Raw genomic sequence first — 20699 nt, 5'->3', positions numbered from 1 at the left:
CCGCCATGACGCGCCCCGCCAATCCCGCACGCCCGGAAATCCATACCCGGATCACCCAACAGATCATCGCTCAGCTCGAAGCCGGGGTCCGCCCCTGGACCCAGCCCTGGAAGGCCTCGATCTCCGTCAGCCGCCCGCTCCGCCATGATGGGACGCCCTACAACGGCATCAATGTCGTCCTGCTCTGGGGCGAAGCGGCCAGCCGGGGTTTCAGCCGCTCCACCTGGATGACCTTCCGTCAGGCGCTGGCCCTCGGCGCCCACGTTCGCAAGGGCGAACGCGGCGCGACGGTCGTCTACACCAACCAGATCGTCCGTGAGGACACCGACGACACGGGAGCGGAGGTCCAGCAACGCATCCCGTTTCTGAGGGCCTACACCGTCTTCAACGTCGATCAGATCGAAGGCCTGCCGGAGCGCTACGGCGAACCGGAGACGATCGAGATCAATCCGGACGAGCGGATCGCCCGCATCGACGCCTTCTTCAGACACTGCGGCGCCGAGGTCCGGCACGGCGGCGGCAGCGCCTACTACGCCCCGGGTCCGGACCATGTGCAGATGCCGCCGTTCGAATGTTTCGAGACGGCGGACGACTACTACAGCACCCTCGGCCACGAGATGACCCACTGGACGCGCCATCCCACCCGTCTCGATCGGGACCTGGGCCGTCAGCGCTTCGGCGACGCCGGCTATGCCCGCGAAGAGCTGGTCGCCGAGCTCGGCGCCGCCTTCCTCTGCGCGGACCTCGGGCTCGCCCTCGAACCGCGCGAGGACCACGCGGCCTATATCGCCAACTGGCTCGAGGTCCTGAAGGACGACAAGCGCTTCATCGTCTCGGCGGCCTCGCACGCGCAGAAGGCGGTCGACCATCTGCACGGTCTGCAGCCCTGAGGCCGGGACGGGCCGACGAGCCGTCGGCCCGTTTCTTCAGAAGTCGAGGAAGATCGCGCCCTTCTGTCGGTCCGCGAGGCTGACGACTGTGTGCGTGAACGCCGCGTTCTCGGCGTAGCTGGCCTCGAGAAGACCGATGAGGCGCTCCCGGTTGCGCGCCTGGGCCGGGCTCAGGGCGGCCTTCAAATCCCGAACCTCGTCCTCGTCCACACTGGAGATCCAGCTGAAGAATTTGGCGAGGAAGCCGACCATTACATCGGAGACCTGGACGCCGGGATCGTCATGCGACCTCTCGACGAAGCGATAGTTGCAAAAGGGGGCGTCGCCGTCGGTCAACGTCATCCGGGCGAGCTCGCCGGAGACGACGTCCTCGGCGTCGAAGACGTGGTGCGCATTCTTCAGAATGCAGATGCGCTCCAGGAAGAAGTCCCGGAAGCCGTCGATCAGAACCCGCGCCTCCCCGCCCTCGATGAAGGGCAGGGGATGGTGGCGTCCCATCTGCAGCAGGCCCCGCAGCATCTGGTAGCCGAAATGATCCAGCAGACCGGCGTGATCTTCCGCGAAGGTGATCAGCTCGGTCATGAAGGCGCGTCGGTTTTCCGGCTTCAGGTCCGGATAGTCGAATCGGGCCATCAGGGCCGCGGTCCGGGCCCGGTCGGCGCGAAGCACGGTGCAGAGGTCCGACTTAAGGGTTTCCCCGAAGCCGTCCGGCATCTCCCCGGCCGCCAGCACCGAGTCGACGACGTCGACGACGGACCAGTAGAAGGGGTCGAGCGCGAGGTAGTGGACGAGGAGGTTTTCCTCCAGCGCCCAGTCGAGAAACGTCTCCAGCTTCCTCGACCCGAGGACCTTCGGAAACTCGCCCCGGCCGAAGAGCGCGAAATGCAGCTCCTCGGCGTTGGGCTGGATGAAGGCCCGCGCCCTCAGCGGCGCGACATCGATCGGGGTCGAATCCCGACGGCCGAGACCGCCGAGCACCCAGCAGTTCAGGTCCGGGACGTTGAAGGCGTCGGCCTGGAGATGCAGTCGCCGGATGTTGTTCGTTTCGTCGTAGTAGAGCCAGTAGGCCCGGTCGGCGTCAACCAGGCCGTGCGCCTCGATGGACGGCCGCCTCAGCGCGTTCACGTCGACGACCCGTCTCGTCGGCTTGGAAGGCTCGCTCATGCCTCGTCCTTGCCGGGACGGGGCAGGGCGAGACGTTCGGCCGGGTGGACCTCGGGGAAGCGATCGACCGTCCCGCGCCAGTCGTCCATCGCCGGCGACAGCCAGCGGGTCATCTCCAGCATGGCCTGATGCAGCTTGGGCAGGTTCCAGTAGAGAATGGGTTCGTGGTGGGCGATCCGGTTCCGCAGGAGCCGCACCTGCGTCAGTCGCGCCGTGAAGTCCTTCCGGGCCAGGAAGCGGCCCTCCCGCGTGGCGATCCTGTGCAGGGTGCGCTTCCACAGATCGTCCTGCTCCCGCCCGAACATCGAGGTCCAGAAGCTGAAGGTCAGGGCGGCGACCACGCGGCCGTCCTCGATCGGCTTGCCCGCCTCGGTCAGCTCGGCGATCGCCGTGCGCACCTGTTCGGCCTGACGGTCGGTGACGTGACCGGCCTCGGGCTGGAACCATCCCGGGCCATGGGCCTCGGACATCACCGTATGGATGCGATTGCGCAGCGCGACCTCCAGGGCCTGGAGGGGCACATAGAGGGCTTCGGAGACCTGGGTGTTCAGCGTATAGAGGGCCACGGCGCGCTCGCGGTCGCCTTCCGCCCACGCGACATAACGGGCGAAGCGTTCGAGAGAGAGCGCGGCTTCCACCGCATCGGCGTCGGCCGCCGGCCTTGCGTCGGGGTGGGTCATGGATTATCTCTACCTGCGTACACCCCGGGATCGCCTCTGCTGCAAAGCATGCCCCCGGGGTAAATCAATTCTGGGCCCTGACGTTACGGCTGGCGCAGTCCCACCGGAGTGGAGACGCGAAGCCGGGCGGCCTCCCGATCCTTGCGCGCCTGGGTGAACTCGGGTTCGAGCTTGCGGACCCGTTCGATCAAACCATCGAGATGATAGACGTTGGAGGCCCAGTCGCCGGCCGCCGTCTTGCGCATCTCGCGACGCACCAGACCGGCCTGTTCAAGCTGGCGCATATTGGTCTGGATGGTCTTCGGCTTCACGCCGATGCGGCGGCCGAGTTCCGCCCGCGACGGGAAGGGGGCGCGGTTCGGGTCCCGGTAATAGTCCAGCAGCTGAACCAGGATGTTGAACTGCATCGCGGTCAGACCCAGTCGCGACTGCGCCTGAATCAGGATCGACGGGATACCGGCATAGCCGTTGGCGATGACCGCCTTGCCCCAGATCCGGTCCTGCGACGCGGCGGTCTTGGCGGGGGGCGGGGCGGGGACGAGCGGCGGGAACGGCACGATGCTCGGCGAGGCGGGGGTGGACATGGCGGAAACTCCTTCCCCACGAACCTATGGGTGCGATGGGCGGCGAACAAGGTTCCGGGGTTGCGGAGGTATGGCGCCGTCATGACCTACCTGACTGGGTATGCTTACGATCGTTACGCCAGATGCGCTGCTTAACGTCTTGCTGATTCAGCGGCAGGCTGAGGACCCAGGTGGGGTTCGCACGAGCCCCACCGGTAGGGCAGGAAAAAGACCCACCCTCCGAGCGGGCGCGCCGCGAGGTCTTCCTCTTCCCGCTTGGTTGGGGCGCCCTTCAGGGCGGCGGGCGAGCGGCCGGAACCGGCCGCCGAGGGGAGGGCGGGCAGCCCCGTAGGCCTACGGGGCGAAGGGGGTGAGAGTCTAGGGCAGGATAGGCTTTGCGCCGGCAATGTCTGACAGACCCACTCCCTATGGATCGCCTCACCCTTCGTGTCCCGCCCGACCTGATCCGCCGCTTCGACGCCGCCGCGGCCTCGAGCGGCGGACGCGCGCGGCTCCTTCGACGGCTGATGGAGGCGGCGGCCCAGGCGCCGTTTCCCGAGGCCCCGACGGCACCGCCCGCGCGCCTGGCGGCCAAATTGGGTCTGCGGCTGACCCTCGCGGACATGGTCGCCCTGGAGCGCGAGGCGGCCTTGAGAGGGCAGTCCCGAACACAATGGGCCGTGGCCCTGATCCGTGCGCGGCTGCATGGTCAACCCCAGCTCGGCCGTGGCGAGGCGATCGCCTTTCTGGAGGTGCAGCGCGAGCTTCGGCGGATCGGCGTCAACATCAACCAGATCGCCCGGGCCCTGAACACGGCCGTGATGGAGGGCGCGGTGCTGGACCTGGAGGTCGCTCAGCTGGACGCCTACGTCCATGAAATCCGCGCGCACCTGGTCGGGGTGCGGGAGGCCTTCGCGGGAAACCTGTCGTACTGGTCCCCCGAACCATGACCGACTTTCGCGTCCCGTCCGGCTTCGAGGAGGCGCTGCGTCCTCCCGTCCGCATGCGGCGGGCGAGGCTGGCGCACGCGGTGCTGCGGGTCACGCGGGGGAAGGGAAGCGAGCCGGCGAACGCCAGGCTTCAGCGCGTCGCGCGCCGTGTTCCGGAGGTGATGGTCAAGATCACCGGACGAACGCGGGACGGCGGCCATCTGCAGCGCCACCTGGACTACATTACCCGAAACGGAAAACTGGTCCTGGAGGGACCCGACGGCGAGCGTCTGTCCGGACCGGCGGAGGTTCGCGCCCTGGCCGAGGACTGGCGTGCCGAACTGGATGTGCTGGCGTCCCGAAAGGATACCCCGGTTTCTCTGTCGATCGTTCTGAGCATGCCGGCGGGTGTCGATCCCGGCCGGGTCCACGATGCCTCGCGCGCCTTCGCGGACGCCCTGTTCGGCGATCGACATCCCTATGTCTTCGCCCTCCACACGGATGATCGTCACCCCCACGTCCATCTCACAGTCCGGGCGCTGGGACGTGATGGGGAAAGGCTCAATCCGCGCAAGGCGGACCTCCAGCTCTGGCGCGAGACGTTCGCGGCGGCCCTGCGCGATCGCGGCGTCGAGGCCGAAGCCACCCCCCGACGCGCGCGTGGCGTGGTGCGCAAGAGCGAACGCACGCCCGTTCGGAAGCTGCGTGAGCGGTTCGAGCGTGGAGAGGGGGCGATGCCGGAGACCCTCAAGGGCGCCTTGAAAGACGCGGCCCGGTCGCCGGCGGAAGCGGCGCCTTGGGAAGTCCGACTGCGCCAAAGACAGGCGCAGATCCGCAAAGCGCTCGTGGTCGAGGCCTTGCGGCTCCAGGCGTCGAAGACAGACGCGGACCGGACATTAGGGCGAGATCTGGAGGTATTCGTCCGGACCCTGCCGCCCGTCGCGACCCGGCGGGAAATCCTCGCCCGGGCGCTCGGCGAAGATCAGGGACGGAAAGAGCGGGGCAGAGCTCGGACCCGTTGACGAGGTCACAAGAGACTCCACACCTCAACTGAACGGAGCCTCAAGGGTCGAGGGAAGCTCTCAATCCGGGAGCTGATCGGTTACCCACCGCGGGGGACCATGAGGGAAGTCGCCTCCAGCTGACGGATCAGTGCCTGCTATCCGCCATGAAGGCTATGACGGCTCCCGACCCGTTGCAGACCTTATTCAGGGTCAGCGCGAAGCATCGACATAATGTGCGAGATGAATGCTTCGTCTGAAAGATCGGCGTCACCGGTGACGGAGACCGCATCGCGTACTTCAATCTGACTTTCCAGCCAGAACTGAATGAGACCGCCGCTCATCACCAAGGCCAGTCCAGGGGGGAGATCGTCGCGAACGACACCTTCGACCTGGGCCTTCTGCATGAAGGCGACGCCGTACCGGGTCATCTGCTCGGAGCGGTCGATCCTCTCGTCGGTGAGGCCGTCCAGACGTCGCCACCTGTTGAACCTGAAAGCCAGTGGACGGTCGCCCCAGAACTCGAGGTAACCCCGCAGCATCGCGACCATCCCGGCGTCTGACGGCTTCGTCGGATCGACAGCGCCGCTCATGAAGGCGATGAAGTCGGAGGTGATGCGCTCGCCGACTGCGCGCCATAGACCTTCCTTACCACCGAAGTGATGGTTCAGAAGGGGCTGCGATACGCCCGCCTTCAGGGCGATCGCCCGCGTGCCCGCACCATGAAAGCCATGAGCCGCGAAGACCTCTAGCGCGGCGTCCATGATGACGTTGCGGGCGTCTCCCTCGGCGAATGCTCGACTCAACTCAGACAGCAGCGCCTCCATCAGCTTCGAGCCCTAATCGCACGATCAGTCTTGACTGATCAAGTGATCAATCTTATTTCGCCGTCAGTTTTTGGAGGCCGTCATGACTGGTCTACCCACGAGCGCTCGAACGTTCGTCCTTGTCCATGGGGCCAGCCACGGCGGCTGGTGCTATGATCGCGTCGCGGATCGGCTTCGAGCGCTCGGGCACCGAGTCTTCACACCGACCCTTGCGGGGCTGGCGGAACGCTCAAACGAGGACGCGCGCCAGATCAATCTGACCACCCACGTCAATGACATCCTGGGACTGTTCAGCCGCGAGGATCTTCACGACGTAGTCCTGTGCGGTCACTCGTATGGCGGCATGGTGATCAGCGGCGTGGCCGATCAGATACCGGACCGCATCAGCAACCTCGTGTTTCTGGACGCTGTCGTGCCGGACAATGGTGCTTGCATGGCGGACTACATCTTCCCCGGCTGGCGCGGCGTCATGCTGAAAATCATGGTCGCACTGCTGGGTGGCGGCTCCAGGGTCATCGCTCCGCCGGCCAGCTTCTTCAAGGTCAACAAGGCTGACCGGAAGATGGTGGACAGGCTGATGACTTCCCATCCGTATCCCTCGCTGCGCGAAAGGATCAGCATCGGCGACCAGGCTGATCGCATTCCGGGCCACACGTACATCTATGCGACAGAGTGGGGGTTCCCCGCCATCACAGAACAGTTCGAGCGCGCCAGGAAGCGTCCCGGCTGGCGGGTGTTCGAGGTTGCGTCAGGACATGACATCATGATCGATGCTCCCGGCGAGTTGAGCGAGATACTGAACAGCTTGAACTGACCTGGCAGGCCCGCTTCCCACCCATGGCTGACGTTGCCAGTCACCGCTTCTCGACCCGCCGTCCGCCTCCGTCTCATCAGCGCTGCCGGGTTCGCTCAGCTCGCTGACGGGCACCGCGGGTTTCGAGATTGCGGGACTTGTCCGGCTCGGGGCGCACTCTCGCCCACGCCTGTTGGAGCAGGCGGGCCTGGGCGGCGGGGTCCGAGATGAGGGTGCGGACTACGACGGCGGCCATGTCCAGACGCCGCTTCACCTCCTCGCGCGTCGGCTCCACGGCGCGGCGGCCCGCCCGCTCGGCCGGCTCATTGGCGGCCTGTCGATCCCGTTCGGTGGGCTTGTAGCCTGCGACCTCAAGGCCGAGCGATCGTCCCTGCACCCAGACCTCCCGGCGGAAGGCCTCGTCACCCGAGACCTTGATGCCGGACCAGCCGCGGTGCTGGGCGATCCGGAGCATGGAGGCGACGGCGTCCGGATAGGCCTGTTGTGAGGACAGGGCCCGGCCATGGTCGCGGAACATCGCGTCAGCCGCCTTGTGGTCGCGATAGTAGCGCTCCGGTCGACCCTGACGGTCACGCTCGATCAGATAGCGATCCAGCAGCTGGGTCGGGACATCACCCTTGTCGAGCGAGCGGCCGTCCGCTCGCGTCGCCGGTCGCGGCGAGACGCGGTTGACCGGATCGGGCTTTGGCCGGGCGGCGCTCACGGCAGACGTTCCCGGGACGGAGCGCCGACGGGGGCCGTCACCACCCGCTGCAGCCAGGCCTGCACCTCGGCCTCCGTCGCGCCGGGGGGCGGGGGCTTCAGACCCTCAGCCGTGAAGCGGCGGACGATGCTGTCGAAATCCATGTCGGTCTCCACCTCGGTCGGGGGCTGGGGTTCCTGCGCGAGCGGCGCGGGCGCGCGCGGCGCCGTCGGCGGCGGCGAGGGCGGCGGACGCAGCCGATCCGTGAAGCGCCGGTCGCGGTAGTAGACGAGCTTGCGGCCGCGCGTCGGCGCGAGGCCCGCCTTCAAGACGATCAGGGCCTTGTCCGACAGCTGCATCAGCTCCTGCGGAAGCATGAGCGCGCGTCTCTGGTCGGAGTCCGTCAGACTGCGACGGCCTTGGCCCAGTCCAATCGGACGGCTCCGGCTGCGTGCCCGGTAGGTGTAGTAGCCGAGGCGTTCGCTCAGCTCTTGGGCCACCTTCAGCTCCTTGGGCGCGAAGACGATCTCGAGGCCGCAGTTGGTGAGGATGTCCTCGGTCGCGTCGGGACCGTAGAGGGCGCGGAGCTGGGACGGGCTCTGGATGACGGGGAGCAGCCGCAGGCCATAGCCGGCGACCCAGGCGAAGGCGTGCGCCAGGACCGGGGCGCGACCGAGCCGGGCGAACTCGTCCAGCAAGACGAGCGTCGGTGGGGTGTCGGCCAGCGGCAGGGTGCGGCTGTTGAGATCGACGAGCTGCTGGAACAGCAGGGCGTAAAGCGGGGCGACCCGGTCCATATTCTCCGGCGAGGTCGCCAGATAGAGAGACAGGCGGCCGCCGCGAATGTCGCGCAGATCGAAGTCGCTCGCGGACGTCGCCGCATCCACCAGCGGATTGAGCCAAAGCCCCATCCGGGTGGTGATCGACTGACGGATCGAGGCGAAGGTGTTCTCGCCCGAACTGCAGAAGTCGGACACGGCGGAGGCGGCGCCGGCCGGGACCGGATCGCCGATCCGGCGGCGTTCCTCCAGCAGTTTGGGGAACCGCTCGCGCGGGTCGCCCTCGGTCAGCTGACGGTAGATTTCGCCAAGGGTGAACGGGAGGCCCGGCGTCGCGGCGACATAGGCGCCCACGCCGATGAAGCCGGTGCGGGCGGCTTCGGACCAGAAGGGGTCGGCGTGGCTGTGCGCCGGGAACAGCATGCCCGCGATACGCTGGAGCTCGTCCAGAACGATGATCGGGGCGGTGCGATCGATATGGTGGAGCGGGTTGAAACGCGCCGTCCGACCGTCCGGGGCGAGCGGGTCGAACAGGTGCACCTGTTGTCCCGCGTCTTGCCGGAAGCCTGCCGTGGCGTTGAAATTCTCCCGCTTGATGTCGAGCACCACGACGGAGCTCGGCCAGGTCAGGAGATTGGGCACCACGACGCCCACGCCCTTGCCGGTCCGGGTCGGGGCGTAGAGCATCACATGGTCGGGACCTCCCGCGATCAGCAGGCCTTCGGCGGTCTGGCCCAGCAGGATGCCGGTCCGGTCCCGGAGACGATGGCGGCGCTGTTCGCCGCCCGTGGACCAGCGTGCCGCGCCGTGAAGGGGACGGCGGATGCCCAGGGCGATCGCCGTCCCGAGGATCAGAAGGATGAGGCCCATGACGCCCGCGCCGACGCCCAGCCATCGCCGCACCTCTGGATCGTGGCGGTAATAGAGAAACCAGGCCGGGACGCGGACCGGATCGATATCGCCCGAGAACCGGCCGAGGCCGACAAGGGCGACGAGGAACGTCCCGATGCAGAAGATGGCGAGCCCGGCTGCCATCCCCGCCGCGATCAGCGCCGCCCTAGTTCCCGGCGTGGCGCTTGCGAAGCGGGTCATGCCACACCTCCGTCATCAGGAACCGGCCGTCGATCTTCTTCATCTGGACCACCACATCGACCATCAGGTGCAGCATGGTGCGGATGTCGTCGCGCGGCAGGTCGCGCCCGCCCTCGGACTCACGGACCAGCAGCGTCAGCTGCTCGAAGGCGAGACTGGCGGAGTCGGCATGCACCGTGGTGATCGATCCGGGGTGCCCGGAGTTGACGTTGCGCAGGAAGAAGAAGGCGGTCCCGTCGCGCAGCTCCTGGAGCAGGACCCGATCGGGTCTCATCCTCAGCGCGCTTTCCAGCAGCGCCTTCGGGCCGACCTTCGCCAGACCCTGTCCGTCTTTCGAATAGACCAGATGGACGACGTTGCGCTGCGGCAGGATCAACTCGCGCGTGTCCTCGATCGTCAGCAACCGCTCGTGCGACGGGATCAGCTCCACCAGGCCCTTGGCGAAGGTGGTCTTGCCCGATCCCGTCGCGCCCGAGATCAGGATGTTGCGGCGGCTCTCCACCGCCAACCGGAAGAAGCCGACCCACTCGCCGGCCTCCCGCAGCCGGATCAGGGCCGCGTCGGTTTCGTCGATCTCGCCGCCGCTTACGGTCTCGGCCGAGGCGAACAGGCCTGCGGCGTGGAAGTCCTCCAGACCCATCCGCCGTCCGGAAGGCTTGCGGATCGTCAGGGAGACCGTGCCCGCCGGAACCACCGGCGGGAGCACGATCTGGCAGCGCGCGTCGCCGGGAAGCACGGTCGAGCAGATCGGTCGCTCCGCATCGACATCCTGTCCGGTATAGGCGGCCGCCGCCACGGCCAGGGTGCGCAGCCAGCTTTCGGTCAGTTCCGGCGCCGTGTGCCAGCGCCAGCCGTCCGGACCTTCCACCCCGACCTCGGTCGGCCGGTTGACGACCACCTCGGTCACCGTCGCCGGTTCCAGGTACGGGCGCAGCGGCGCGAGATAGTGGTCGATGACGGAGGTGTCGCGCATCACCTCGGACGCAGGCCGTAGACATCGGCGAAGTTCAGATCCTGGGCGACGAAGATGGAGACCTCCGAGCCCTGGGCCTTGCGCAGGGTCGGCGGAATGCCGATCGATCCCTGAAGGGCGACGGACGCGGCGTCGGACGGCACGCGGGCGGTGGACTGGAGGCCCTGGCCGCCGCCGGCGGCGGCATAGGCGGCGTCATCGACGATCGACAGCAGAAGGGCGCCGCCGAACCGGTCCCAGAACCGGGTGTCGATCGCGCCGTCGAAGCCGGATCGACCGAGCGCGTCGGCGGCCGGGGAGGCCAGGGCGATGGCGACGCCTCCGGGCGTCACCGCCCGGGTCCAGAGCACGAACAGGCGACCGCGACCGGGCTCCAGCGCGCCACGATACTCGCCCAAGACCCGGGTGCCTCGCTCCAGCAGGACCACGGCGCCGTTCTCGGAATAGACGTCCCGGGAGATCAGGCAGCTCACATAGCCGGGGGTGGCGCTGTCCATCGCCGTCTGGAGGACGCAGGGCAGGCTGGAGCCCGCCGTGATCAGGAGATTGCGGTCCGGGAGCCGACCGGCTCGCGCCTGTCCGATCGGGCTGATCCGGCGCAACTGGTCCAGGGCGTGGTCGGCGCCCGCCTGCGGGGCGACCACCTGACCCGACGAGGCGACCAGCGCGCGGTCCGGCGCCATCGCCCCGGGTCGGCTGTAGGCCAAGACCGGGGCGCGGCGGGCGCTTTCGGCGAGCGCCTGTCGCTGTTCCGCGGCTGTGGGGCCGGACGACCGGGCGTCGGGTTCGGTCGGGCCGATCGCGGGGACCACCTCGCCTTCGTCGCCCAACAGGGGCGCATCCGGATCGGCGTCCGCCGTCTCCAGCAGCGGCGGCTCCGGTCGCCGGGCGGGCTCGAACGGGGCGAGCTGACGAGGCGGCGTGTCCTCGGCCGGATTGTCGCGGTCGCGCGCATCGCCCCGGTCCCAGGTGGCGAACAGGAAGACCCCGCAGCCGGCTGCGAGGGCCGCCAGGGTGATCATACGCCCCTGACGGCCGCCGATGCGGCCGGCGATCGGGGACACGCCGCGATCCTGGGCGATCGGTGAATCCCGGGGCTCGGGGGCGAGCGGCGGGGTCGGCGAGTCCGCGGTCATGACCGATCTCCCGTCACGGTGCGGTCGACGACCGGGGAGGCCGTGCCGGTACCGGTCGAAACGCCGCGCGGATCGAAGGCCTCGTTGAAGATGCAGAGGACGGAGCCGCCATGGCGCAGCCGAAGCCCGGCCGTGACGCCGTGGATGACGACGAACTCGCCGCGCACGTCGTAGGGGACGAGCCGCTCCGAGCCGTCGCCGGCCACCTCGAAGATCGCCGGAATGGGCTGATTGCCCGGGAAACGCAGGACGGTGAACCGGCCATTGTCGGTGACCTCGCTCGGCTGGAGACGGGCGTCGCCCTGAAGCGAATAGGCCAGGTTGCGCCGCCCCTCGACGGCGCCGGCCTGCAGTTCCAGTCCGACCAGCCGCGCCTCGACCGCGGTCGCCGATGCGGCCAGCTGGGCGGCCGCCCGGGCCTGCTCGTCCTCCGGATATCGGAAGCGGATCTGGTAGGCGGCGGAGCGGGCGCCGGGATCGCGGGCGACGAGCTCGAAGACGTAGTGGCGGGCCAGACCGCCCCGCTCTGTGACGACCAGAAGGTTCGTGGCCTGGTGGCGTTCGCGGGGCTTCAGGAACAGGACCGAACCCTCGGCCGCCACCTCCCAGGCGACGCTGTCGCCGATCGCGGCGTGACGGATGGTCTCCTCGGGCGAAAAGATGATCTGGGTCGCCGTGCGGAAGGCGCCGGAGATCTCATAGACCGCATGCGGTGCATAGGTGAGCTCCTGGATCCGATCGTTCGCCTGGGCGGGTCCGGCCGGGGGGGCGAGCGACAGCAGGGCCGCCGCGATGGGCAGGCTCAAGGGCTTCATCGGATGACCTCCGGGTCGGCGCGATAGGACGTAACCTGGAAGCCGAGGGGATTGCGGAGGCGATCGGCTTCCGTCATCGGCGCCCGGGTGTAGGAAAAGGCGATGGTGGCGATCCAGTCGCTCTCGGTGACCTGCTGCGCCTGCCGGACCGTGCGCCGGAACCGCACGTTGGCGACGCTGTCGTTGATGAAGCCGATGGCGCGGATGGAGACGACCGCCTCGCCGTTGCGACCGTAGAGGTTCTGCGGGCTGGCGGGGTTGGAGCCGCGGTAGAGATCGGCCCATCGGCGTTGCTCGCCCGGTCCCGACAGCAGCGAGACTTGCCGGAAGGCGTCCTCCGCCGCGGGATCCAGATAGCCCTCCCGGGCCCGGACGTACTGGCCGAGGAAGTATTTGCTGACCGCCTCATCATAGCGGACGGGAGCGGTCTCCTCCGACAGGCCCCGCACGACATCGACGGCCCCGGTCGCCTGGTCGACGCGTATGACGAAGGGCTCGCTGGTCTTCAGAGGCGTCAGAAAGGTGACCGCGGCGGTCGCCGAGACGGCAAGGGCCGTGGCGACGCCGGCGGCCGCCCATGCGAGGCGTCGGGAGCGCAGGGCCGCCGCCAATCGGTCCTGGTCCCAGCGTCGGGCCTCCGTGAAATACTGCTTCAGGTCGTTGGTCGGGACGCCGGTCATGCGCAACCTCCCGCGACGGGAGCCTCTTCGGAGGCGTCGGGCAGTTCGCCGGCCGTCGGCTGGCCGCCCGTCTGGGCAGGCGGCGACGGCGGCAGGAGGATCGATCCATAGGGATTGGCGGGCCGGCGATCGCGCCCGTCGCAGGTCGGGGCCGGGTCCCCGCGACCGGTGGCGCAGCCGGCGAGCAGGCAGCTCAGGATCAGCAGCAGGCGAAGGCTCATGTCAGGCTCCGTTCGTCGGTCGAATGGTTCCGCCGCCCTTGGGCGGCTGGCGGCTGGCTTCCAGTGGTCCGCGCGCCCGGCCCGAGTACCCGGATCCGAGGGCGGCGGCGTTGGCGAAGTCGGCGAGGCCGGCGCTGGCGCCGCCGGCGATACCCGCCGCGATCGCCGGGGTCTGCAGGAAGAAGATCGCGCCCAGCAGGCACAGGGCGACGAAGATCAGGCCGCCAATCATCGGATCCGCGCCCTGGATGGCGCCCCACTGGTCACGCACCAGCGAGAGGACCAGCTGGAAGATGACGATGATCAGGGCGAACAGGACCAGATAGTTCACGGCCTGGCTCAGCCAGCCGAAGAAATAGCGGCGGGTGGCGTCGAACAATGCGCAGGCGATGAAGATCGGGCCGAGGGTGACCAGAAGGGCCAGGGCGAGCTTGGCGACGAGGACCACGCCGAAGCCGAGGGCCGCGGCCAAGGCGCCGATGATGAAGACCGCCGCGGCGACGATATAGGGCGCCGGGTTGAAGGCCGAGGCGTCGCGCGAGATGTCCTCGCCGAGCCAGGCGGCATAGGCGAAGAACTGGTCGAAGGCGGCTCCGACGCTCGGCGTCTCCGATCCGCTGACCGCCCGGGTCAGGGCGTTGGGCAGGCTGGTGAACAGGGGCTCGGTGACGAAGCTGGAATAGGCGGGCGTCGTCGCCAGGCCATAGAGGAAGGCCAGCTTGATCGAGCGGACGGCGAAATCCATGACCGGCTCGGCGATGGCGCCCCGCAGGATCGCGATGCCGTAGAGGACGACATAGAGGAGCAGGGCGATGCGCAGCGGGCCGTCCACCTCGCCGATGACCGAGGCGAGACGCTCGCCCAGGAACACATTCAGGCGTTCGTCGATAAAGTCGTAGCTCGGCTCGAAGACGCGGAACGACATGATCAGGGCTCGCCGATCGTCCGGGCATAGACGTCCATCCGCTCCCGGCGACGGGCTTCCGCCAGGCCTTCCCGCGCGGCCGAACAGTCCGGATGGCGGGCGCCCGCATCGCACTCGGCCGCGGTCCTCACCGCCGCTTCCGGATCCGCGGCAAACTCCGCCGCAGTCCGCTCTGGACTGGAACAGGCCGCCACCAGCAGCCCGGCGAGACCGACGAGCCGCTTCACCGGAACGTCCGTTCGTAGGCGGATTGGCGCGCGGCGCGCGCGGCCGCGGCGCGCTCCCTGTGGCGTTGTTCCTCAAGGCGGGCTTCGGCCGCCTGGGTGACGGCGAGGCCCTGGAGGCGGAGCTGTTCGTTCTGGATCAGCGCCTGTTCGGCCGAGAGCCGCGCTTCCAGATCCATCACCGCCCTTGCATTGGGCGCGGTGTCCAGCGCCCGACGCAGGGCCTCCAGACCGTCCAGTCTCTGATCGGAGGCCGCGCCGACAGCCTCGCCGATCGCCAGGTCCCGGGCCGTTCGCGCGCCGGCCCGCTCCAGACTGTCCCGGTAGTAGGCGTCGGCCTCGGACAGGTCGCCCTCAGCCGGGGTGTAGAGCCGGGTCTGGCGGCGGATCGCATCGGCCCGCTCCGCCAGAGCGCCAAGCGCGCCCAGGTCGCCCTCGGCGGCGGCGCGCAGCGCGCGGCTGTCGGGGAGGGGGTTGCGCACCTCGGGCAGGCCGAGGCGTTCGGCCAGGCGGTTGACGTCCGACAGATCGTTCAGACTGTCGAACAGGGCGCGCTGTTCCTCGATCTGGGCTTGCAGGGCCCGCAACTGCTCCAAGCTGGTCCGCGCATCCTCGATCATCTGCACCAGGGCCGGGGGATCGTGGACGACGTACTGGGCATGGGCGGCGGGGGCGGCGAACAACAGGCCGGCGGCCAGGGCCGTCGCGGCGAGAGGGCGGAAGATCACAGGCTTCTCCTTTGCTCGTGGAAGGGGGCGCGCCACTGCGCATAGTCGTCGCCGACCTCGGCCCGCAGGCGGTCCAGAAGGGCGACCGTTCCAGCGCGGCCGGACAGCACGGCGAGGGCGTCGTCCATGCCGCCGAGGTCGAGTTCGACCACGACGCTGTCGTGGCCCTGCTTGACGAGGAAGCGGTGGGACTCCGGCGTCAGCTCCTCACGGACGAGGCGGAACTCTTCGCGGGTCAGGCCGAAGCCGTCGATGTAGTCCCGCGCCTGGCCATGGGCGTTCGGCAGGAAGATCTGGGTCGCGCACTGCTCGAGGATCGCGTGGGCGATCGGCGACCGCAGTGCATCGGCGGGCGACTGGGTGCCGAACACCATGAAGGCGTTCTGCTTGCGCCAGGTCTTCAGCCCGTCCTGGGCCAGGTCGGTGAAGGCGGAGTCGCCCAGAACCTTCCAGAATTCGTCGATGTCCAGAACCAGACGGCGGCCGTCCACCCGTTCGGCGATGCGATGGAAGAGATAGAGCATCGCTGGCGTGCGGACCTCGTCGTGGTCCAGAACCTGGGTGATGTCGAAGCCGGTGAACCGGGCGCCGAGGCTGAGCGCGTCCTCGTCATTGTCGAGCACCCAGCCGAGAGGCCCGCCCTTCTGCCAGCGTTCCAGGCGCGCGCCGATGCCCCCGGCGTCGGCCTGGCCCAGCAGGCTGCGCAGGGCCGCGACCGAGCGGCGTTCGCGCGGCAGGGCTTCGAGCGCGCTGACGCCGTCGTCGATGGCGCGCGCCTGTGCGACCGTCAGCGTCTCGTCCGGTCGGGCCACAAGGGTGCGGATCAGGCGCACGAGGAAGGCCCGGTTGGCGGCCGAGGGCGACAGCGCCTTGAAGGGGGCGAAGCCGGTCGGCTCTCCGTTGCGAAGCGCCAGATAGGTCCCGCCGCTGGCCCTGACGAAGATCTCCGCGCCTCGATCCTTGTCGATGAAGAGCTGCTGGGCGCCGAACCGCTCGAGTTGGGCGAGCATGAAGTTCTGGACGACTGTCTTGCCGGATCCCGAGGGGCCGCAGATGAAGGTGTGGCCCAGGTCGCCGACGTGGAAGTTGAAGTGGAAGGGTGAGCCGGCCGTGGTGCGCAGCACCGCAACGGCCGGCCCCCAGTGATTGCCCTCGGCCTTGCCGACCGGGTGGGCGTGAAGAGGCGCAAGCGCCGCGAAATTGCGCGAGGTGATCGCGGCCGGCCGGGTGCGTCTGGAGAAGACGCCGGGGAACTGGGACCAGAAGGCCGCTTCCAGCCCGAGATCCTCCCGCGCGACGACGAGGCCGGAATCGGCGAGCACCGCGCGGGCCTTGGACAGATGGTCCGCGAGGGCCGACGGCGTCTCGCCGTGGATCAGGACGGAGGCCTGATGCTCGCCCATGACGAACCGATTGCTGGTCAACTCGTCCAGGGCGTCTGACAGGCCCTCGATCTGCGATCCGGCGCGATCGCGCGCCGAGACCATCTGGTTCTGCTTGCGCTCCATCACCGCGCGGGCAGCGGCTTTCGACAGGAAGGCGAAGGACTGCGACATGACGAAGCCGAACCGGGCGTTCAGCAGGGCGTCCCAGAGACCCGGCCGTGTCGTCGCCGGATACTCCTTGATAGCCAGCACCCCGCCAAACCGCTCCCCGGCCGCGTCGCGCAGCTCCAGGATCTCGCGGCCGAAGATCGTGCGGACGGTGTAGATCGCCGCTCCGAGGTGGCCGTGGACGAGCGGCGCGGCGAACCGGCGCCCGGTCAGGATCAGACCCATGACCTCCAGAGGCTCGGAGAACCAAAGTCCGCTCTTCTCGTAGAGGCCCAGGGACCGCGGCGTATAGCGATCGAGGTACTGCGCCAGGTCGCGCCCGGCCTCCTCGAGACGCCTCACCTGGGCCGTCATGACCTCGCCGTCGTCCCGGCGAGCCTGACGCAGGCGCCGCATCATGGCCGCGGCGCGATCCGCGCCGTCGCGTCCCGGATGCAGGACCAGGGTCACGAACAGCTCGTTGACCCAGAGCCGGCGGCTGGCCATCCGAGCGTCATAGGCCTCGGCAAGACCGGCAGCGAAGGCCGAGGCATGGCCCGTCGACGGCGAAGGTTCGACCTCGCGGCGGACGACGTGGTGCCAGACCGCCAGCCGGTCGTCAGCGAGATTCCGCCACGCCTGGTTGAGCTTGACGTGCCAGTCGTTCAGGTCGAGCGCATCAGCGGTCTCGAAACTGGCGCCGGCGACCTGGAACACCATCATCAGGGCGCCGCTGTCCAGCGCGACCACATGGTCGTTCACATGGCGCGCATAGGGGAGCTGGGCCCGGAACTCGGTCTCCCGGCGCAGGCGGGACGATGGCGCGCCGCCGTCACCCACGGAGAACCTCCACCGGCCGGTAGCGGCGGACGAGCGGGAGGGGAGACACCGAACTGCCGCCCCACAGGGCGCCGTTCCGGCACCGGCCCTTGGTGTCCACATAGAGGAACAGGAGGCGGAAGGCGTTGTGGTCCGCCCGGCAGATCGCCCGGAACACCAGGTGCAGGGCCGGCGCCACGAGCAGATAGAGGAGGCTGCCGCCGACGAGGAAGACGACCCCCGACAGGATGACATTGACCCCCATGGCCTCCATCGGCACGCCCATCACCATCGCGGGACGGGTGCAGGCCAGGAACAACGGGTCCTCGGTGAGACGTTCCTCAGCCATGGGCGCCGCCCTCCATCATCCAGGATCCGGCGACCACCAGGGCGATCCCGCAGGCGCCCCCGGCGACGCTCTGGGCGAACCGTTTGGGCGAGAGGAGGCCGAGCCCGAGCGCCAGGCACAGGGCCAGGAAGGCCGAGGTCGCCCCGATCGTCAGAAGTAGGCCGGGCGAGGGCATCAGGCGCCGCCCGTGATCAGATTGACGATCTCCGCCGCGCCGAAGACCACGACGATGCCGAGGACGACGATCGCCGCGCGTCGCAGATCGAACAGGCCGAACATCCAGAGGATGCCGACGACGACGACCGCGAGGACGGCCAGCAAACGGGCGGTATTGCCCGTCAGCATGTCGACCACATTCTGGAGGAGGCCCTCGACATTGGCCGAGGCCATGGCCGGCTGAGCGGACAGGGCGGTGGCGGCCAGGGCGATGGCCAGGGTCGCCGCCAGAGTGTGGGAAGGGCGGCGCGCGGACGCGATCGGGCTCATCGGGATCACCATTCGGCTGAGGTTGAGAAGACGACGACGCCGGCCCGCGCCCGGCCGAAGACATCCCAGGGCGGCGCGGGCGGGGACACCGGCTCCGGCGAGGCCGCGACGGCGGTTGTTTCGAGAGGGGGAGCGACGTCCCGGAGGATCGGCGGCGCCATCAGGCTCAGCCGGACAGCCGCGGCCTCCACCCGCCCGACATAGCCGTTGTCGAAACCCCGCCGGGCGTCGCCGGTGTTGTAGCGGGACAGGGCGACCCGCAGGGCCGACTGGCGGTCGGACGGCGTACTCCCGGAAACCCGGTATCCGGCCTTCAGCACGGTCGCCGCCGCCGCCAGATTGCGGCAGGGGTCGAAGGCGTCCTCGACCGACAGGTCCAGCCAGTCGAGATTGCTGCTGTTGATCTGGGCGAGCCCGAGATCGATGTTGGCGCCGCGCGCCAGAAGCGACCGGGCGGTCCGCGCCGCTTCCCGGGCGTCCCGGGATCGCACGGGCGCCGGGCCGCCGCGATTGACGCCGATCGCCAACGGATCGAACCGGCTTTCGACATGGGCGATCGCCGCGAGCGTCTCGGGCGCGACCGACGGGGCGCAAGCCTGCGACAAGGCGAGGACGGCGGCGAGTTCGAGCATGGAGCCTCCAGCGAGAAGGCTTCACCTCAGCAGGAGCGGTGGTTCGCGGACCACCCGCGAGATTCCCGTGGGAGATTTACGGTAGGAAGGAGCGCGGTTCCTCGAGGGCGCGCGTGACCTTGGCGAGTTGCGCCACGGCCTGGATCCGGGTGCGCACGCCGAGGACCTCGCAGGCCGCCGCCAGATGCTCGTCCACCGTGCGGGGAGAGATCCCGATCTGCTCGGCGATGCCTGGGGAGGAGAGGCCCGTGGCGGCCAGCCGCAGACAGGCGATCTGCCGGTCGGACAGGTCGTCGATCGACGACGCGGATGCGCCCGGCGATGTCGGGACGAGGGACATGCCTCATGAAGCCGCGCCTTCGCGTCGCTGGGAAGCCCGTGAGACTGGCGCCGTAGATCTACGGTCGGTCGTTGCGCTCCGGTGGCGAAGTCAGGTCCCTTCGTCCCGGATTGGCCGCATCAAACGGGTGCGTCGCTCCTCGAGCCAGGCATAGGCCTCGGCGTCACGGTGAACCGACTGGACGGCCAGATCTCTCAGGGTCTTGGTGAAGGTGTTGATCAGGGTCCGGGCGTCGAGGTCGTTGATCGCATCGCCGGCTTCCTCGTCGAACTCCTGGAGCACCACGACCAGAATGGTCGCAAGTTTGTTGTCGGCGCACCGCAAGGCGAAGTCGGGAGAGCCCAGGGCGAGGGCGGCGATAATGCCGTGGGGGTCACTGTCCGTGACTTCGGCGAACCGGTGGATCCGCTCGATGTTGATCCGGCCCGCGCCGGACTCGAAATGCTCGTAGGATCGCAGGGCCATGTTCATTCCCTGGGCCACATCGATCGTGCGCATACGCCTGTGCGTGCGGATCAGGCGCAGGCTGGTGGAGAGGACGGCGTTCGGCGTCAGGGGGTGCTGGGAGTCCATCTGTCAGTCTATGCCCCCGCCATCCACATCACGCGATCAAAACCTCCGCACCCCTACAGGTTGAAAAATGCCTCAGCCATGCGTCAAATGAAACCCTAGAAATATCAACGACGTAAAAGCTGCGGACATGACGCAAGTTTATTGCGGAACCCATCATAGGCGCCACTCACCCGCGCAGGCGACCCTCTTGCGGGCGGTCGTCCATCTACGGGGCGTTCCTCCCCATCAGGTGCGATCCGATTGAGACAGCGCGATCCCTTCGGCATGGCCATGGCAAGCCTGCGAACAGCCCTCGAGGAGGGTCTTGCGCCGGGCCAGCATCTGTCTGTCGCGGACATCGCGGCCTCGCTCAAGCTGAGCACCAGCCCCGTCCGGGAGGCGCTCTCCCGGCTCTGTGGCGAGGGACTGATCGAGGATCGCAGGGGGCTCGGATACTTCACCCGCGCCGCACCGTTTGAGGACATCATCGGTCTGCTGGATCTCGAGGCGGCCCATGTGCGCCTCGCGGCGCGAGACGGCTTGGTTCCGGGACCCCACGATGCGGCCAACGCGGTTGTCGATCTCTGGATCCTGGAGGTGGTCGCCCGCTGCGAGAACCAGCCGCTCGTTGAAAGCCTCGTGAGGGTCAGACGTCGCTTGGGGCCCCTGCGCCGGCTGGGCGAGGCGCTGCTGGATGAGGACACGCCGCAGTCGGATGATCGGCTCGACGCCTACTATACCCGGTGGCGGGTCGCGGCGGGTCGGCTCGCCGCCCATGTCCGACGCCTCGACCCAGACCTCTCCGAATACACGCGCAATATTGTTTGAATCGATTTGCGATAGGGCGCTGATGGTGCGTCGTCGAC

At 68.6% G+C, this 20699-nt stretch carries 26 protein-coding genes; 5 read left to right on the top strand and 21 right to left on the bottom strand.

The genetic code is table 11. The annotated features are described in order from the left end of the window. The first annotated feature begins 5 nt into the window (after positions 1-5). Positions 6-890, top strand: coding sequence for an ArdC family protein (locus GGQ93_RS01510; RefSeq protein ID WP_054766356.1), 885 nt, complete (start codon positions 6-8; stop codon positions 888-890). Between the two features lie 36 nt (positions 891-926). On the opposite strand, the gene GGQ93_RS01505 is transcribed toward GGQ93_RS01510, so the two are convergent. From GGQ93_RS01505 to GGQ93_RS01495, 3 genes are all read right to left on the bottom strand, one after another. After that, positions 927-2054, bottom strand: coding sequence for a hypothetical protein (locus GGQ93_RS01505; RefSeq protein WP_054766355.1), 1128 nt, complete (start codon positions 2052-2054; stop codon positions 927-929). Then, the gene (locus GGQ93_RS01500) at positions 2051-2734 is read right to left on the bottom strand and encodes an Abi family protein (protein WP_054766354.1); all 684 of its coding nucleotides are present in this window, start codon (positions 2732-2734) and stop codon (positions 2051-2053) included. Before GGQ93_RS01500 ends, GGQ93_RS01505 begins: the two co-directional genes overlap by 4 nt. Positions 2735-2817: 83 nt before the next feature. Further along, a complete protein-coding gene (locus GGQ93_RS01495) occupies positions 2818-3318 on the bottom strand; it encodes a helix-turn-helix domain-containing protein (RefSeq protein ID WP_054766353.1) in 501 nt (166 codons plus the stop codon). Positions 3319-3725: 407 nt separating this feature from the next. Between GGQ93_RS01495 and GGQ93_RS01490 the strand changes: the two genes are divergently transcribed. Beyond that, positions 3726-4247, top strand: coding sequence for a MobC family plasmid mobilization relaxosome protein (locus GGQ93_RS01490; RefSeq protein WP_054766352.1), 522 nt, complete (start codon positions 3726-3728; stop codon positions 4245-4247). Next, entirely contained in the window at positions 4244-5248 is a 1005-nt protein-coding gene (locus tag GGQ93_RS01485) for a relaxase/mobilization nuclease domain-containing protein (RefSeq protein ID WP_054766351.1), read from the top strand. Before GGQ93_RS01490 ends, GGQ93_RS01485 begins: the two co-directional genes overlap by 4 nt. A 182-nt stretch (positions 5249-5430) precedes the next feature. On the opposite strand, the gene GGQ93_RS16375 is transcribed toward GGQ93_RS01485, so the two are convergent. After that, a complete protein-coding gene (locus GGQ93_RS16375; RefSeq protein ID WP_054766350.1) occupies positions 5431-6054 on the bottom strand; it encodes a TetR/AcrR family transcriptional regulator in 624 nt (207 codons plus the stop codon). An 82-nt stretch (positions 6055-6136) separates the two neighbouring features. Between GGQ93_RS16375 and GGQ93_RS01475 the strand changes: the two genes are divergently transcribed. After that, a complete protein-coding gene (locus tag GGQ93_RS01475) occupies positions 6137-6868 on the top strand; it encodes an alpha/beta fold hydrolase (RefSeq protein ID WP_054766349.1) in 732 nt (243 codons plus the stop codon). A 76-nt stretch (positions 6869-6944) separates the two neighbouring features. On the opposite strand, the gene GGQ93_RS01470 is transcribed toward GGQ93_RS01475, so the two are convergent. From GGQ93_RS01470 to GGQ93_RS01390, 17 genes are all read right to left on the bottom strand, one after another. Further along, a complete protein-coding gene (locus GGQ93_RS01470; protein WP_054766348.1) occupies positions 6945-7571 on the bottom strand; it encodes an LPD7 domain-containing protein in 627 nt (208 codons plus the stop codon). Beyond that, positions 7568-9421 carry a type IV secretory system conjugative DNA transfer family protein gene (locus GGQ93_RS01465; RefSeq protein ID WP_054766347.1) on the bottom strand — a complete coding sequence of 618 codons (1854 nt, stop codon included), beginning with the start codon at positions 9419-9421 and terminating at the stop codon, positions 7568-7570. Before GGQ93_RS01465 ends, GGQ93_RS01470 begins: the two co-directional genes overlap by 4 nt. Continuing rightward, a complete protein-coding gene (virB11, locus tag GGQ93_RS01460) occupies positions 9387-10394 on the bottom strand; it encodes a P-type DNA transfer ATPase VirB11 (RefSeq protein ID WP_054766346.1) in 1008 nt (335 codons plus the stop codon). The genes GGQ93_RS01465 and virB11 overlap by 35 nt, the downstream gene beginning before the upstream one ends. Next, positions 10394-11530 (bottom strand): type IV secretion system protein VirB10, encoded by a 1137-nt coding sequence (gene virB10, locus GGQ93_RS01455; protein ID WP_183214897.1) that lies wholly within the window; start codon positions 11528-11530, stop codon positions 10394-10396. Before virB10 ends, virB11 begins: the two co-directional genes overlap by 1 nt. Continuing rightward, positions 11527-12345, bottom strand: a complete 819-nt coding sequence (locus GGQ93_RS01450) for a TrbG/VirB9 family P-type conjugative transfer protein (RefSeq protein ID WP_054766345.1) — start codon at positions 12343-12345, stop codon at positions 11527-11529. The genes virB10 and GGQ93_RS01450 overlap by 4 nt, the downstream gene beginning before the upstream one ends. Then, the gene (locus GGQ93_RS01445; protein WP_054766344.1) at positions 12342-13025 is read right to left on the bottom strand and encodes a VirB8 family type IV secretion system protein; all 684 of its coding nucleotides are present in this window, start codon (positions 13023-13025) and stop codon (positions 12342-12344) included. Before GGQ93_RS01445 ends, GGQ93_RS01450 begins: the two co-directional genes overlap by 4 nt. Beyond that, on the bottom strand, positions 13022-13246 hold the full coding sequence (locus GGQ93_RS01440) for a hypothetical protein (RefSeq protein WP_054766343.1): 225 nt from the start codon (positions 13244-13246) through the stop codon (positions 13022-13024). The genes GGQ93_RS01445 and GGQ93_RS01440 overlap by 4 nt, the downstream gene beginning before the upstream one ends. Position 13247: 1 nt before the next feature. After that, entirely contained in the window at positions 13248-14171 is a 924-nt protein-coding gene (locus GGQ93_RS01435) for a TrbL/VirB6 family protein (RefSeq protein ID WP_054766342.1), read from the bottom strand. A gap of 2 nt (positions 14172-14173) precedes the next feature. Beyond that, positions 14174-14398 carry an EexN family lipoprotein gene (locus GGQ93_RS01430; RefSeq protein ID WP_054766341.1) on the bottom strand — a complete coding sequence of 75 codons (225 nt, stop codon included), beginning with the start codon at positions 14396-14398 and terminating at the stop codon, positions 14174-14176. After that, positions 14395-15123, bottom strand: a complete 729-nt coding sequence (locus GGQ93_RS01425) for a TrbJ/VirB5 family protein (protein WP_156314208.1) — start codon at positions 15121-15123, stop codon at positions 14395-14397. Before GGQ93_RS01425 ends, GGQ93_RS01430 begins: the two co-directional genes overlap by 4 nt. Further along, the gene (locus GGQ93_RS01420) at positions 15120-17495 is read right to left on the bottom strand and encodes a VirB4 family type IV secretion/conjugal transfer ATPase (protein WP_054766340.1); all 2376 of its coding nucleotides are present in this window, start codon (positions 17493-17495) and stop codon (positions 15120-15122) included. The genes GGQ93_RS01425 and GGQ93_RS01420 overlap by 4 nt, the downstream gene beginning before the upstream one ends. Further along, positions 17488-17823: a VirB3 family type IV secretion system protein gene (locus GGQ93_RS01415; protein WP_054766339.1), complete on the bottom strand. Its 336-nt coding sequence runs from the start codon at positions 17821-17823 to the stop codon at positions 17488-17490. The genes GGQ93_RS01420 and GGQ93_RS01415 overlap by 8 nt, the downstream gene beginning before the upstream one ends. Further along, entirely contained in the window at positions 17816-17998 is a 183-nt protein-coding gene (locus GGQ93_RS01410; protein WP_054766338.1) for a hypothetical protein, read from the bottom strand. The genes GGQ93_RS01415 and GGQ93_RS01410 overlap by 8 nt, the downstream gene beginning before the upstream one ends. Then, complete coding sequence (locus GGQ93_RS01405; RefSeq protein ID WP_054767017.1) at positions 17998-18309, bottom strand: TrbC/VirB2 family protein; 312 nt, start codon at positions 18307-18309, stop codon at positions 17998-18000. The genes GGQ93_RS01410 and GGQ93_RS01405 overlap by 1 nt, the downstream gene beginning before the upstream one ends. A 5-nt stretch (positions 18310-18314) precedes the next feature. Continuing rightward, complete coding sequence (locus tag GGQ93_RS01400; protein WP_054766337.1) at positions 18315-18941, bottom strand: lytic transglycosylase domain-containing protein; 627 nt, start codon at positions 18939-18941, stop codon at positions 18315-18317. 76 nt (positions 18942-19017) lie between these two features. Then, positions 19018-19281, bottom strand: coding sequence for a helix-turn-helix domain-containing protein (locus GGQ93_RS01395; protein ID WP_054766336.1), 264 nt, complete (start codon positions 19279-19281; stop codon positions 19018-19020). 90 nt (positions 19282-19371) lie between these two features. After that, on the bottom strand, positions 19372-19854 hold the full coding sequence (locus GGQ93_RS01390; protein ID WP_221233491.1) for a helix-turn-helix domain-containing protein: 483 nt from the start codon (positions 19852-19854) through the stop codon (positions 19372-19374). Positions 19855-20094: 240 nt separating this feature from the next. On the opposite strand from GGQ93_RS01390, the gene GGQ93_RS01385 reads away from it, so the two are divergent. After that, entirely contained in the window at positions 20095-20661 is a 567-nt protein-coding gene (locus GGQ93_RS01385) for a GntR family transcriptional regulator (RefSeq protein ID WP_183214896.1), read from the top strand. Positions 20662-20699 lie beyond the last annotated feature (38 nt).

The organism is Brevundimonas aurantiaca, from assembly GCF_014199955.1.
Taxonomy (GTDB): Bacteria; Pseudomonadota; Alphaproteobacteria; order Caulobacterales; family Caulobacteraceae; genus Brevundimonas; species Brevundimonas aurantiaca.
The sequence above is the reverse complement of the archived record's forward strand: the minus strand, read 5'-3'. Positions and strand labels throughout refer to the sequence as shown.

Coding starts and splice junctions, on each gene's coding strand:
- GGQ93_RS01450 (WP_054766345.1), bottom strand. CDS start 12,345: ATGAAGCCCTTGAGCCTGCCCATCGCGGCGGCCCTGCTGTCGCTCGCC.
- GGQ93_RS01400 (WP_054766337.1), bottom strand. CDS start 18,941: ATGCTCGAACTCGCCGCCGTCCTCGCCTTGTCGCAGGCTTGCGCCCCG.
- GGQ93_RS01475 (WP_054766349.1), top strand. CDS start 6,137: ATGACTGGTCTACCCACGAGCGCTCGAACGTTCGTCCTTGTCCATGGG.
- GGQ93_RS01445 (WP_054766344.1), bottom strand. CDS start 13,025: ATGACCGGCGTCCCGACCAACGACCTGAAGCAGTATTTCACGGAGGCC.
- GGQ93_RS01395 (WP_054766336.1), bottom strand. CDS start 19,281: ATGTCCCTCGTCCCGACATCGCCGGGCGCATCCGCGTCGTCGATCGAC.
- GGQ93_RS01465 (WP_054766347.1), bottom strand. CDS start 9,421: ATGACCCGCTTCGCAAGCGCCACGCCGGGAACTAGGGCGGCGCTGATC.
- GGQ93_RS01410 (WP_054766338.1), bottom strand. CDS start 17,998: ATGCCCTCGCCCGGCCTACTTCTGACGATCGGGGCGACCTCGGCCTTC.
- virB10 (WP_183214897.1), bottom strand. CDS start 11,530: ATGACCGCGGACTCGCCGACCCCGCCGCTCGCCCCCGAGCCCCGGGAT.
- GGQ93_RS01485 (WP_054766351.1), top strand. CDS start 4,244: ATGACCGACTTTCGCGTCCCGTCCGGCTTCGAGGAGGCGCTGCGTCCT.
- GGQ93_RS01440 (WP_054766343.1), bottom strand. CDS start 13,246: ATGAGCCTTCGCCTGCTGCTGATCCTGAGCTGCCTGCTCGCCGGCTGC.
- virB11 (WP_054766346.1), bottom strand. CDS start 10,394: ATGCGCGACACCTCCGTCATCGACCACTATCTCGCGCCGCTGCGCCCG.
- GGQ93_RS01405 (WP_054767017.1), bottom strand. CDS start 18,309: ATGAGCCCGATCGCGTCCGCGCGCCGCCCTTCCCACACTCTGGCGGCG.
- GGQ93_RS01390 (WP_221233491.1), bottom strand. CDS start 19,854: ATGGACTCCCAGCACCCCCTGACGCCGAACGCCGTCCTCTCCACCAGC.
- GGQ93_RS01435 (WP_054766342.1), bottom strand. CDS start 14,171: ATGTCGTTCCGCGTCTTCGAGCCGAGCTACGACTTTATCGACGAACGC.
- GGQ93_RS01510 (WP_054766356.1), top strand. CDS start 6: ATGACGCGCCCCGCCAATCCCGCACGCCCGGAAATCCATACCCGGATC.
- GGQ93_RS01505 (WP_054766355.1), bottom strand. CDS start 2,054: ATGAGCGAGCCTTCCAAGCCGACGAGACGGGTCGTCGACGTGAACGCG.
- GGQ93_RS01500 (WP_054766354.1), bottom strand. CDS start 2,734: ATGACCCACCCCGACGCAAGGCCGGCGGCCGACGCCGATGCGGTGGAA.
- GGQ93_RS16375 (WP_054766350.1), bottom strand. CDS start 6,054: ATGGAGGCGCTGCTGTCTGAGTTGAGTCGAGCATTCGCCGAGGGAGAC.
- GGQ93_RS01495 (WP_054766353.1), bottom strand. CDS start 3,318: ATGTCCACCCCCGCCTCGCCGAGCATCGTGCCGTTCCCGCCGCTCGTC.
- GGQ93_RS01490 (WP_054766352.1), top strand. CDS start 3,726: ATGGATCGCCTCACCCTTCGTGTCCCGCCCGACCTGATCCGCCGCTTC.
- GGQ93_RS01415 (WP_054766339.1), bottom strand. CDS start 17,823: ATGGCTGAGGAACGTCTCACCGAGGACCCGTTGTTCCTGGCCTGCACC.